The sequence below is a fragment of the Mycobacterium sp. 1165196.3 genome, assembly GCF_001673415.1.
Classification (GTDB): Bacteria; Actinomycetota; Actinomycetes; order Mycobacteriales; family Mycobacteriaceae; genus Mycobacterium; species Mycobacterium europaeum_A.
Window position 1 is genome coordinate 1 of sequence record NZ_LZLU01000239.1, and the last position, 11694, is coordinate 11694.

The following is an 11694-nucleotide window of genomic DNA, read 5'->3' on the forward strand; positions in this document are numbered from 1 at the left end:
CGCCGCGTCCTCGTCCATGTCGTGCAGCATCATCAACGCGGTCGCCAAGGGCGAGGACTCCGCCAGCCTGCGCGAAAAGCTGCTCGGGGGTGATGGCCAGGTCGACGCTGTTGCTGAAGACGAACGGTGCCGAGTCGATGAAGTTCAGATCCACGCGCTCGCAGGGGAACATGAAATCAATCTAGCCGGGGCCGTCGCTGGCCGCGGCGAGTAAGGGCACTATCACGTCGCTGATCGGCGTGGCCAGGCCGTGGGCCCGGCCCTTGCGGATGATCACGCCGTTGCGGATGTCCCATTCCATCCGCCGCTGATGTTCGGCGTCGGTCAGGATCGAGGTGCTCATGTCCTCGGCGACGTTGCGGAACATGTCCACCAACTCGTCGACCACGCCGTCGGCCAGCCGGGCGCCCTCGGCCCGCGCGACGGCCAGGCATTCGGCGACGTAGCGGCGCGCCAGGGCGGCGACGTCGTCGCGGCGGAACATCCCAGACCGCCTGCGCGCCAGTGCCATGAAGCCGGCCAGGGCGTTGGTGAGCAGCTTGTGCCAGGCCGCGGTGATGATGTCGGGGTCGCAGTCCACCCGGCACCCGGCGTCGCGCAGCAGCTCGGCGACGGCCTCCGCCGACGGCCCGCTGGGCAGCACCAGGGCCGGTTCGGTGCGCAACCGCACCCAGCCTTCGGGCTGCATCTGGGCCGAGTACCACACGATCCCGGGGATGACGGGCGATTGCGGGCACAGCGGCTGCACCTGTTCGACCTGCTCCACACCGTTTTGCAGCACCACGACGATGGTGTGGACGTCGCACAGCCGGGCCAGCCAGCCGCCCGCCGCCTCGGTCTGGGTGGCCTTGACGGCCAGCAACACCACGTCCACCGGCCCGGTCACCTCGGCCGGATCGGTGTGCACGGGACCCGGCACGACGATCGGGTCGGCGCCGTCGGGTCGCACTTCGATCACGTCGCGCGGGGTGCGCCCGCACACGATGACGGAGTGGCCGGCCCGATGTAGCAGGGCGGCGGCCGTCGTGCCGACGGCGCCGGGACCGACCAGGGCGATGTTGGTAGCAGCGTCTGTGGCGATGCCACCGAAATTACCTCCTTTAGACTGGGCACTCGTTCTGGCCAGGTGAAGAGGAGTCTTTTGTGCTGCGCAGTCATGCCGCGGGTTCGCTGAGGAATAGCGACGCCGGGCAGCAGGTGACGCTGGCGGGCTGGGTGGCCCGCCGCCGCGACCACGGAGGCGTCATCTTCATCGATCTGCGCGACGCCTCGGGGATCGCCCAGGTGGTGTTCCGCGCCGAGGACGTGCTGGCCCAGGCGCACCGGTTGCGCGCCGAGTTCTGCGTCGCGGTCTCCGGTGTGGTCGAGATCCGCCCGGAGGGCAGCGCCAACCCCGAGATCGCCACCGGCGACATCGAGGTCAACGCCACGTCGCTGACGGTGCTGGGGGAGAGCGCGCCGCTGCCGTTCCAGCTCGACGAGCCCGCCGGCGAGGAGCTGCGGCTCAAGTATCGCTATCTGGACCTGCGCCGCGACGGGCCGGCCGAGGCAATCCGGTTGCGCTCCAAGGTGAATGCCGCGGCACGGTCGGTGCTCGCCCAGCATGACTTCGTCGAGATCGAAACCCCCACGATCACCCGCTCGACCCCCGAAGGCGCGCGCGACTTCCTGGTGCCGGCCCGCCTGCACCCCGGCTCGTTCTACGCCCTGCCGCAGAGTCCGCAGCTGTTCAAGCAGTTGCTGATGGTGGCCGGCATGGAGCGCTACTACCAGATCGCCCGCTGCTACCGCGACGAGGATTTCCGCGCCGACCGCCAGCCGGAGTTCACCCAGCTCGACATGGAGATGAGCTTCGTCGACGCCGAGGACATCATCGCCATCTCCGAGGAGATCCTGTCCGCGCTGTGGGCGTTGATCGGGTATGAGATTCCCAGACCCATCCCACGGATCAGCTACGCCGACGCGATGCGGCGATTCGGCTCCGACAAGCCCGACCTGCGCTTCGGCCTCGAGCTGGTCGACTGCACAGAGTTCTTCAAAGACACCACATTTCGCGTCTTCCAGGCGCCGTATGTCGGTGCGGTGGTGATGCCCGGTGGGGCATCACAGCCGCGGCGCACGCTGGACGGCTGGCAGGAGTGGGCCAAGCAGCGCGGTCACCGCGGACTGGCCTACGTGCTGATCGCCGACGACGGCACGCTGGGGGGTCCGGTCGCCAAGAACCTGTCCGACGCCGAACGTGACGGCCTGGCCGCCCATGTCGGGGCCAAGCCGGGCGACTGCGTCTTCTTCTCGGCCGGTCCGCCGAAGCCGTCGCGGGCGCTGCTGGGGGCCGCGCGCGGCGAGATCGCCCACCGGCTGGGAATGATCGACGCGGGCGCCTGGGCGTTCGTCTGGGTGGTGGACCCGCCGCTGTTCGAGCCGGCCGACGACGCGACCGCCGCGGGTGACGTGGCCGTCGGCTCGGGGGCGTGGACCGCCGTGCATCACGCGTTCACCTCGCCGAAGCCCGGCCACGAGGGCGACATCGAGACCGATACCGGCAACGTGCTCGCCGACGCGTACGACATCGTCTGCAACGGCAACGAGATCGGCGGCGGGTCGATTCGTATCCACCGCCGCGACATCCAGGAACGGGTGTTCGCGGTGATGGGCCTGGACCACGCCGAGGCCCAGGAGAAGTTCGGATTCCTGTTGGAGGCGTTCACCTTTGGTGCGCCCCCGCACGGCGGGATCGCGTTCGGCTGGGACCGGATCAACGCGCTGCTGTCCGGCGTCGACTCGATCCGCGAGGTGATCGCCTTCCCGAAGACCGGCGGCGGCGTGGACCCGCTCACCGAGGCGCCCGCGCCGATCACCGCGCAGCAGCGCAAGGAGTCCGGGATAGACGCCAAGCCCGGGCGCGGTTAGCGGCGCCTATACCACTCGGTAGGTGTAAGACCACTCCACGTCTTGGCCGCCAACCGGGCTGCTGTCACCGAGTTCCAGATCGGACACCCGGTGGCCCCGCCTCACCTTGTGTTGCGCCTTCTGCATCGCCAGCGCGCGCACGTGGTTCGCGTCCATGCGTTGCGGCACGGTGATTTTGTCGCTGCGCACCTCGGGTTGATCGGCCATGCTGCATATCCTGCCCGAGATGCGCCCGGCCCGGCAGCGTTACCCCGAAGGCGAGCGGGTTTGCGGCTCGCCCGGTGCGGTATCCCCGCGCGGTGACCCGCATTCTTTCCGTGCAGCGGGCGAACGCCGACCCGGTGGCCGCCGCGGCCCAGCAGGTTGCCATGGCCGGAGCCGCGCTGCTGCCCGCCGTCGAGGTGAAGCGAAGCCTGGGTGCGGGGCGTGAGGACTGGAAGCGGTTCGCCCGGCACTGGGAACGGCTGGCGCCCGACGCGTACGCGGCGGAGTTGGGGGTGCGGCGGCTGCGTCGCTACGGCCAGTACTCGTTTCGTGACGGGGCGCTGCGCCCCATTCCCGAGCACACGTTCGTGCAGCCGGAGGACTCCAACCCCCTCTACGTCGGCAGGCAGCGCGAGATTGAGCCGCTGACGGCCGCGTTCGCCGGGGATCCCTTGCTGTACAAGGTGATCGGGCTACTGTCCCGGGTCGCGTCGGCCCTGGACGACGTCGTGAACTGGAACGTCAAGGTGCATCCGTTTCGCACCCTGTCCTCGATGGAGCAGGGCGGGCGCCCGACGCCCGAGGGCATGCACCGCGACGGCGTCACCCTGGTCAGCTCCCTGCTGGTGGGGCGGCGCAACGCCAGCGGCGGCGAGAGCACGGTGTGCGACGCCGACGGCCGAGAGCTGCTGGTGACGACGCTGGCCGATCCCGGCGCGTTGCTGCTGGGCGACGACCGTCGCACCCTGCACGGAGTGTCCCCGATCCGGCCGATCGACGGCTCGATGCCGGCCCAGCGCGATGTCCTGGTGATCACCTTTGCCTCGGCCTGGCCGTGAGGTCGCCGTTTCATCGGCGGCTTTCAGCCGCCGTCAAAACCCATTACCGTGTCCGGGTGTTTGTCGAGCGGAATAGACGCCGAGCCGGGCAAGGTTGACCGGGCATGACTCAAACCCCTGACGCCGAGAACGTCAACGCATTCAACAAGAGCATCATCGACGAATTCCGGGCCAACGACGGCAAGGTCGGCGGCCAGTTCGAGGGCGCCAGCCTGCTGTTGCTGCACACCACCGGCGCCAAGTCGGGCCAGCCCCGGGTGTCGCCGCTGGCCTATTTCGAGATCGACGGCAAGCTCATCATCATCGGCTCCTTCGCCGGCGCGCCCAAGGACCCGGCCTGGGTGCACAACCTACGGGCCAACCCCCAGGCGCGGGTCGAGGTCGGCGCTCCGCAGGGGGTGCAAGCGTTCGACGTGACCGCGCGCGAGTTGCCCGCCGACGAGCGCGCCGCGCTCTTCGACAAGGTCACCGCCGTCGCGCCGGGCTTCGCCGAGTACCAGGCCAAGACCAGCCGGGTGATCCCGCTGTTCGAGTTAATCCGGACCTAGCCGGTGGGCACTTCGCGACCGGCGGCGCCCTCGTTGGTTGCCGCGGTCGCGCGTGCCGGCAGTAAGCGGCTGCGGACGGTCTGGTTCAACCTGGTGCAGACCGCGGTGGCCGCGGGCCTGTCCTGGTATTTGGCCCACGACGTCCTGCAGCACCCGCAGCCGTTCTTCGCGCCGATCGCCGCCGCGGTGTCGTTGTCGACCAGCAACGTGCTCCGGGCGCAGCGCGCCATCCAGATGATGATCGGGGTGACCCTGGGCATCGGGGTGGGCTCGCTGGTGCAGGGCCTGCTCGGGCCGGGGGACGTGCCCATCGGGGTCGCCGCCGTGGTGGCGCTGGGCGCCGCGGTGTTCATCGGGGGCGGCTTCATCGGGCACGGGATGATGTTCGCCAACCAGACGGTGGTGTCGGCGATCCTGGTGCTGGCGCTGTACCGCGGCGGCGTCGGGTTTGAACGTATCTTCGACGCGCTGATCGGTGGTGCGGTGGCCATCGTCTTCGCCGTCCTGCTGTTCCCCGCAGACCCGCGCAAGGTGCTGCGCAACGCGCGCGTCGGGGTGCTCGGCGTGCTGCACGACGTAATGGCGCGGTCGGCGGACGTCGCCGCCGGACGCAAGGCGCCGCCGCCGGATTGGCCGCTGGCGGCCGTCGACCGGGTGCACGAACAGCTCAGCGGGCTGCTCGAGGCGCGCACCACCGCGCGCCACGTCGTCACCATCGCGCCGCGGCGCTGGGGGCTGCGGGAGGCGATCTCGGCGGCCGACCATCAGGCCGTGCACGTGGCGCTGTTGGCCGGTTCGGTGCTCCAGCTGGTCCGCGCCGTCGCACCCGGTGAAGACGGCGGGCGCGAGCGCCTGCCGCAGTCCGTGCACACCGTGCTGGTGGTGCTGGCGGCGGCGGCCGTGCTGGCCGATCCCGACCCCGCGGGCGCGTGCGCGTACACGGCCTCGGCGCGCCACCACGCCGCGCAACTGCAATCCGGGGCGCGGGAGAAGACGCAGGTGATCCTCGCGGACGTCGTCAGCGCCTGCGTCGATGACCTGCAACGGGTCATCGACCTTCGAACCGTCTGAGCGATTCAGCGCGAGTCGGCCAGGAACTCCTGGACCAACTTGCGCGGGGCCTGGGTCAGCCACGCCTCGGTGATCAGGTCCTCGAGGTCGCGCACCGAGATCTCGGCCAGGTTGACCAGCACCGCGGGATAGCCGTCGAAATGCGGGGTGGTGAAGTAGATCCGCGGTTCGTCGTCGATCAGCGCGAACTTCACGCCCTCGTCGGACACCCGGACACCGAGGATGTCGCCCTGCGGGGATGGGAGACCGTTGCGTTCCAGCGCCTCACGTTCCGACGGCCGCAGCGGCCGCTCCCAGGCCAGCAACTTCTTGCCGACCCGCCAGTCGTGCGGTGACGGCTCGGAGGTGAGTGCCAGCTCACCAACGATGCGGGCGACCTCGCCCCACGTGGCCACAACTAGATTGTGCTCCCGTTTTGGCGTGAGTGCCGCCGGATCGGCAAACGGTGGCCGACCGCGCGGTCTGCGGACCCCACGCGAGCGGCCGGCATGTGATGAGATCAGCGGTGGACAGGAGGACGCGCTTGCCAGCAGAACCAGGCGGATACGGCGGCGGGGCCGCCCGTCGCCATCGGGTGACCCACCGCACCGAGTACCGCTACTCCGACGTCGTGACCAGCTCTTACGGTCGCGGATTCCTCACCCCGCGCGACTCGCTGCGGCAGCGCTGCGTCGCGCACCGGCTGATGATCGAGCCGGCCCCCGGCGACAGCTCCACCAGCGAGGACAACTACGGCAACGTCAGCTCCTACTTCCATGTCACCGAGCCGCACCGCGCCCTGAAGGTGACCAGCGATTCGATCGTCGACGTCTACCCGCCCGGCCCGGACCTGTACGGCGCCGGGCCGGCGGCCCAACCGTGGGAATCGGCCCGTCCGGTCGGACGCAGCGGGGCGCTGGCGACCGAGTTCACCCTGGACCTGAATCCGCCCGAGATCACCGACGAGATCCGCGACTACGCGGCGTCCAGCTTCACCCCCGGCCGTCCCTTGATCGAGGTGCTGCGGGATCTGACGTCGCGCATCTTCACCGACTTCACCTACCGGTCGGGATCGACGACGATTTCCACCGGAGTCAAAGAGGTTCTGGCCGCCCGGGAAGGGGTATGTCAAGACTTTGCCAGGCTGGCGATCGCCTGCCTGCGAGCCAACGGTCTGGCGGCCAGTTACGTTTCCGGATACCTGGCCACCGACGCGCCACCCGGAAAGGATCGAATGATCGGCATCGACGCCACCCACGCCTGGGCGGCGGTGTGGACACCGCAGCAGGCAGGCCAATTCGAGTGGCTGGGGCTTGATCCCACCAACGACCAGATGGTCGACGAGCGCTACATCGTCGTGGGCCGGGGACGCGACTACGCCGACGTCCCGCCGCTGCGGGGGATCATCTATACCAACTCAGAACACAGCGTGATCGACGTCGCCGTCGACGTGGTGCCTTTCGAAGGTGATGTGCTTTATGCGTGATTTCCACTGCCCCAATTGCGGTCAGCGCCTGGCATTCGAGAATTCGGCGTGCCTGTCGTGCGGCAGCGCACTGGGCTTCTCCCTCAACCAGATGGCACTGCTGGTGATCGCCCGGGGCAACGAAGGCGAGCACGCCGGCGCCGTGGACGCCGACGAGTACCAGCTGTGCGGCAACCTGCATCTGGCCGAGTGCAATTGGCTGGTGCCGAAGAACAACTACGGCCGGCTGTGCGAGTCGTGCTCGCTGACCACGGTGCGGCCCAACGACGCCGACACCGCCGGGCTGGCCGAGTTCGCCCGGGCCGAGGCGGCCAAGCGCCGGCTGATCGTCGAGTTGCACGAGCTGAAGTTGCCGATCATCGGCCGCGACGAGGATCCGCAGCAGGGCCTGGCGTTTCATCTGCTGTCCAGCGCCAAGGAGAAGGTGATGACCGGACACGACAACGGCGTCATCACACTGGATTTGGCCGAAGGCGACGACGTGCACCGCGAGCAGCTGCGCGTCGAGATGGACGAGCCCTACCGCACCCTGCTCGGGCACTTCCGCCACGAGATCGGGCACTACTACTTCTACCGGTTGATCGCCCCGTCGAGCGACTACCTGGCGCAGTTCAACGAGCTGTTCGGCGATCCCGACGCCGACTACCAGGCGGCGCTGGACCGCCACTACAGCGACGGCCCGCCGCAGGGATGGCAGGACGACTTCGTGTCGTCGTATGCGACCATGCATCCCGCCGAGGACTGGGCCGAGACGTTCGCCCACTACCTGCACATCCGCGACGCGCTGGACACCTCGGCGTGGTGCGGATTCGCACCGGCGACGGCGACCTTCGACCGGCCGGTCTTGGGGCCCAGCGCTTTTCAAACGATCATCGACATGTGGCTGCCGTTGTCGTGGTCGCTGAACATGGTGAACCGTTCGATGGGCCACGACGACCTCTACCCGTTCGTGCTGCCGGCCGCGGTGCTGGAGAAGATGAAGTTCATCCACACCGTGATCGACGAGATCACCTCGGAGGCCAGGGGACCCGCGGCGATCGCCGGCTAGGCCGCATCGTCGTCCGGCTAGGCCGGCATCGCCCGGCGTACGCCGGGACCCCACAGCGGTTGCATTCCACCGGGCAGCGTGAGCTGGGTGGTGGTGATGACCTCGGCCAGGTTGCGCAGCTCGACATGCACCGCATCGAGCAGCTCCGCCAACTCGGCGCGGCGGCCGTCGTCGCTGACCCGTTCCAGCTCGGCGGGATGGGACCGCCGCAGCAGCGTGCCGATCTCATCCACCAGCCGTTCCGGGCGCGACGAGCCCGAGGAGCCGGGCAGGTCCTTGAGGTTGATCCGCAACCGCTCCACCTGGTACAGCAGCGACCGCGGGTTCTGCGCGTCGAACAGCATCAGTTCGGCCATGGCGGCCACGCTGACCTTGCCCACCGTGCGGCGCCGATAGATGACCGAGGACTCGCACGCCACCAGGGTGGACTCGATGATGGTTTGTTCGGCCGCGGCGCCGCGGACCACGGTCAGGGTGGCCCCCAGCAGCGCCGTCAGCCACAGCCCGCGTTCGATCCGCTTGCCGATGTCCATCATCGTCCAGCCCACGTCGCGCACCATCGACTCGTTGGCCACCCCCGACAGCGTCAGCATGCCGGCCAGCGTCTGAGTCTGCGCCCCGGTAAGCAGCGCGTCGGCCTCCGAAAGCGATTGCGGCGGTTCGCTTTTCAGCGCCAGCGCGCGCTCCACGCCGGCCAGCACCATCCAGGTGTCGTTGGACATCTGGTCGCGCACCGCCCGCGCCGCCAGCGCCAGACCCTCCACCGATTGCACCAGGGAGCCGGGCCGGTGCGGATCGACGGTGAGCGACCACAGCGTGGACGGGGCGATGGCGATCATCTCGGCGTGGTCGCCGTCGCTGTCGGCCGCGATGTCGGTGCCGGTGATGCGGCCCAGCGCCGTCATCAGCACCGGCACGCATTCGCTTTCCTCGCTCTGCTGATGGTGGCGGTAGACGTGGAACCGGTCGCGGGCGACGATGAGCAGCCGCGCCATGCTTTCCGCGCGCTCACCGTAACGGCCGATCCAGAACAGGTCGGACAACACGCGTGGTGAGCTGACGGCCCAGGTGCCCGCGGCCGTCTTCGCCGGTGCCTCCGGCGTCGGAAGGCTGATCGCCTCGGCGTGTGCCCGCTCGGTGGGCCGCACCCAGACATCCTTCGCCGCAGAGGTTTTCAAGACATACGCGGCCGGCCCGGGGGCCAGCACATAACCGATGCCGCCGATCATCGGCGCGTAACCGCCCCGCTGGGCGACGGTGAACAGCCGGATGCCGACGCCCGCCGACGACAGCACGCCGGCGTGGTCGGTGGGCGCGGACGAGAACTGCGGCAGCTCCTGGCCGATCCACTGCCAGGGCATCGCCTCGATGCGCGCGGCCAACCGGCTCAGCTGGTGTGACGAAAGAGCCGGGCCGACAATGGTTTCCGCGCCGACGGTGGACTTCACCAACAACGACGACAGCTTGGCCAGCAGGTGTGAGCGTTCACTGGCGATGCCGCCCCAATAGACCTGCGCGGTGGGCAGCTGCAGGGTTTCGGCCAGCAGGTGCTCGGCCATGGCGGGCAGAAAGCGCAGTAGCCCAGGGTTTTCCAGGATCCCGCTGCCCAGGGTGTTGACCACGGTCACCGTCCCGCGGTGCTGCGCCTCCACCAGACCGGCCACCCCGAGCCGGGAGTCGGCGCGCAGGTCCAGCGGATCCGTGTAGTCGGCGTCGACCCGGCGGAGCACCACGTCGACGCGTTTCAAGGTGCCCAGCGAGCGCATCCACAACATGCCGTCGCGCACCACCAGGTCGGCGCTTTCCACCATCGGGAAACCCAGCAGGGTGGCCAGATAGGCCTGATCGAACGCGGTCTCGGAGTAGATGCCCGGCGACAGCACCACCACCACGGGGTCCTGGGCGTCATCGGGTGCGGCGTCGATCAGCGCCAGCCGCAGCGCCTGGGCGAACGGTGTCGTGGGCCGCGGCGCGATTCGTTCGTAGAGGTCGGGAATCGAGTGCGCGACGACGCGCCGGTCGGCCAGCGCGTACCCGGCGCCCGACGGGGCCTGGGTGCGGTCGCCGTTGACCATGAAGGCGCCGTCCGGTCGTCGGCTGACATCGCAGGCGTGCATGAAAAGCTGGTGACGGCCCGGGATTTCGATGCCGTTGGCCGCGCGCACGTAGCCGGGATGACCGAACAGCAGTTCCGGGGGCAGCACGCCCTCGGTGAGCAGGCTGCGCGGCCCGTACAGGTCGGCCAGCACTGCGTCGAGCACCCGGGACCGCTGCAGCAGGCCGGCCTCGAGCACCTCCCAGTCGGCCGCGGACAGCACGATCGGCAGGGTGTCCAGCTGCCAGGGCCTGGGCTCTAGGGCCCGGCCGCCGGGCTCGACGTCGGTGTAGGTGATGCCGTCGTTGTCGATCAGGTCGCGCACCACCGAGCGCAGCCGGTCCAGCCCGGCGCGGCCACGCTCGGCGATGGCGTCGGCCAGTTCGCCCCACGCCGGGCGCACGTTGCCGTCCCCGTCGACGAATTCGTCGTAGCCGCTCGCCGGGCCGTGCCGCAGGTCGAACAGCGCTTGCTGGGCGCGCGCGGCGCGGTAGCCGGCCAGCAGCCGGTCGGCGTCATAGCGTGCGGTGCCCGCCATCGAGCCGGGTCCAGCCGGTGCGCCGGTGCCGAATGTCATGTCCGCAAAGGCCAATCAAAGGTGTGGCCGGAGGCGAGCCCCGGCGCCACTTTGATGTTCATAATCGCCGATCCCATCACACGCGCCGACCCGGCGCAGCGCACCGCAAACGCGGCGAGCCCGGCCGTAATCGAAAGACCTGCGCGCGGCCGCTAGGCCGGCGCGGGCCCGGGCGGCGGACCGGACTGGTATCCCGCCTGCTGCACCGGGACCACATGTCCGCCGGATAGCTTGCGGTAGGCGTAGATCCCGAACAGGGAGGCGACCGGGGCCGCCACCAGCAGGCCGACGCCGCACACCAGGAAGCCCACCAAGAACAGCGCCACCTCGACCAGCCAGACCAGCAGGGCGTTGCCGAAGTTCGGTGTGACGGTGGAGAAGCTGGAGGTGAGGGCCTTGATCGGCTGCTCGGACCGGTCGATGGCGTAGGGGATGGTGAATTGGGCAAAGATCCCCAGGATCAGCCCGGGCAGGAAGCACAACGCCGAGGCGATCGAGGTGAGGATGCCGACCAGCAGCGCGGCCAGAAACACCGTGCCGAAGTTGCGCGGCTTGAAGAAGGACCCGATGGACACCGGCCGTCCGTCGGCCAGATCCAGGCAGCCGGACAGGAAAGCGGACTGGGCGAACGCCCCCACCAGGTAGGCGACCAGATAGCCGAGGATGAGCAGCGCCAGCCCACCGCCGTTGAGGTTCGCAGTGAAGGTGAAGTAGTCGTCGTCGGAGCTGTTCGTGGTGGAACCCACGCTTTGACTCAGGCCGACCAGGGCGGACGCGATGCCGAACAGCACCCCGTAGACGAGAGCCGAAACGATCAGCGCCACAGGGTTTTTGGTGAATGCGTTCCAGGCCCAGCCGAACGCGTCACCGACGCTGAACGCGGGCCGGGGCGGCGCCCCGTAGCCGGGTGGGGGCCCGTAGCGGATGGCCGATGCCA

Annotated in this window: 11 protein-coding genes and 1 pseudogene; 6 read left to right on the forward strand and 6 right to left on the reverse strand. The window is 69.3% G+C overall.

Annotated elements, in window-relative coordinates; translation table 11 throughout:
* Nucleotides 1-73 precede the first annotated feature (73 nt).
* Both A5659_RS27935 and A5659_RS23300 read right to left on the reverse strand, forming a co-directional pair.
* A pseudogene (locus tag A5659_RS27935) lies at nucleotides 74-172 on the reverse strand (SRPBCC family protein); the annotation flags it as partial.
* A gap of 9 nt (nucleotides 173-181) precedes the next feature.
* Nucleotides 182-1081, reverse strand: a complete 900-nt coding sequence (locus A5659_RS23300; protein ID WP_197498168.1) for an oxidoreductase — start codon at nucleotides 1079-1081, stop codon at nucleotides 182-184.
* 62 nt (nucleotides 1082-1143) lie between these two features.
* On the opposite strand from A5659_RS23300, the gene aspS reads away from it, so the two are divergent.
* Nucleotides 1144-2910 carry an aspartate--tRNA ligase gene (aspS, locus tag A5659_RS23305; protein WP_067184582.1) on the forward strand — a complete coding sequence of 589 codons (1767 nt, stop codon included), beginning with the start codon at nucleotides 1144-1146 and terminating at the stop codon, nucleotides 2908-2910.
* A 6-nt stretch (nucleotides 2911-2916) separates the two neighbouring features.
* On the opposite strand, the gene A5659_RS23310 is transcribed toward aspS, so the two are convergent.
* Nucleotides 2917-3117 (reverse strand): hypothetical protein, encoded by a 201-nt coding sequence (locus tag A5659_RS23310; RefSeq protein ID WP_066878116.1) that lies wholly within the window; start codon nucleotides 3115-3117, stop codon nucleotides 2917-2919.
* A gap of 161 nt (nucleotides 3118-3278) precedes the next feature.
* Between A5659_RS23310 and A5659_RS23315 the strand changes: the two genes are divergently transcribed.
* The 3 genes from A5659_RS23315 to A5659_RS23325 all read left to right on the forward strand — a co-directional run bounded on the left by A5659_RS23315 (nucleotide 3279) and on the right by A5659_RS23325 (nucleotide 5572).
* Nucleotides 3279-3953: a 2OG-Fe dioxygenase family protein gene (locus tag A5659_RS23315; protein ID WP_067184598.1), complete on the forward strand. Its 675-nt coding sequence runs from the start codon at nucleotides 3279-3281 to the stop codon at nucleotides 3951-3953.
* 104 nt (nucleotides 3954-4057) lie between these two features.
* The gene (locus A5659_RS23320) at nucleotides 4058-4501 is read left to right on the forward strand and encodes a nitroreductase family deazaflavin-dependent oxidoreductase (RefSeq protein WP_066863551.1); all 444 of its coding nucleotides are present in this window, start codon (nucleotides 4058-4060) and stop codon (nucleotides 4499-4501) included.
* A 3-nt stretch (nucleotides 4502-4504) separates the two neighbouring features.
* Nucleotides 4505-5572 carry an aromatic acid exporter family protein gene (locus A5659_RS23325; RefSeq protein WP_067184585.1) on the forward strand — a complete coding sequence of 356 codons (1068 nt, stop codon included), beginning with the start codon at nucleotides 4505-4507 and terminating at the stop codon, nucleotides 5570-5572.
* A 5-nt stretch (nucleotides 5573-5577) separates the two neighbouring features.
* Here the strand turns inward: A5659_RS23325 and A5659_RS23330 are convergent, their stop codons facing one another.
* Nucleotides 5578-5967 carry an MmcQ/YjbR family DNA-binding protein gene (locus tag A5659_RS23330; RefSeq protein ID WP_066863545.1) on the reverse strand — a complete coding sequence of 130 codons (390 nt, stop codon included), beginning with the start codon at nucleotides 5965-5967 and terminating at the stop codon, nucleotides 5578-5580.
* Between the two features lie 98 nt (nucleotides 5968-6065).
* Between A5659_RS23330 and A5659_RS23335 the strand changes: the two genes are divergently transcribed.
* Nucleotides 6066-7037 carry a transglutaminase family protein gene (locus tag A5659_RS23335; protein ID WP_082976170.1) on the forward strand — a complete coding sequence of 324 codons (972 nt, stop codon included), beginning with the start codon at nucleotides 6066-6068 and terminating at the stop codon, nucleotides 7035-7037.
* Complete coding sequence (locus A5659_RS23340) at nucleotides 7030-8085, forward strand: putative zinc-binding metallopeptidase (RefSeq protein ID WP_066863539.1); 1056 nt, start codon at nucleotides 7030-7032, stop codon at nucleotides 8083-8085. Before A5659_RS23335 ends, A5659_RS23340 begins: the two co-directional genes overlap by 8 nt.
* 17 nt (nucleotides 8086-8102) lie before the next feature.
* Here A5659_RS23340 and A5659_RS23345 read toward each other — a convergent pair whose 3' ends face one another.
* Nucleotides 8103-10718 (reverse strand): circularly permuted type 2 ATP-grasp protein, encoded by a 2616-nt coding sequence (locus tag A5659_RS23345; RefSeq protein ID WP_156749336.1) that lies wholly within the window; start codon nucleotides 10716-10718, stop codon nucleotides 8103-8105.
* A gap of 191 nt (nucleotides 10719-10909) precedes the next feature.
* Nucleotides 10910-11694: hypothetical protein (locus A5659_RS23350; RefSeq protein ID WP_197498166.1), on the reverse strand; the 785-nt coding region annotated here is incomplete at its 5' end.

Excerpts from the sequence above, each read along its gene's own strand:
- A5659_RS23310 (WP_066878116.1), bottom strand. The coding sequence starts at position 3,117 with ATGGCCGATCAACCCGAGGTGCGCAGCGACAAAATCACCGTGCCGCAA.
- A5659_RS23315 (WP_067184598.1), top strand. The coding sequence starts at position 3,279 with ATGGCCGGAGCCGCGCTGCTGCCCGCCGTCGAGGTGAAGCGAAGCCTG.
- A5659_RS23320 (WP_066863551.1), top strand. The coding sequence starts at position 4,058 with ATGACTCAAACCCCTGACGCCGAGAACGTCAACGCATTCAACAAGAGC.
- A5659_RS23335 (WP_082976170.1), top strand. The coding sequence starts at position 6,066 with ATGAGATCAGCGGTGGACAGGAGGACGCGCTTGCCAGCAGAACCAGGC.
- A5659_RS23340 (WP_066863539.1), top strand. The coding sequence starts at position 7,030 with ATGCGTGATTTCCACTGCCCCAATTGCGGTCAGCGCCTGGCATTCGAG.
- A5659_RS23345 (WP_156749336.1), bottom strand. The coding sequence starts at position 10,718 with ATGGCGGGCACCGCACGCTATGACGCCGACCGGCTGCTGGCCGGCTAC.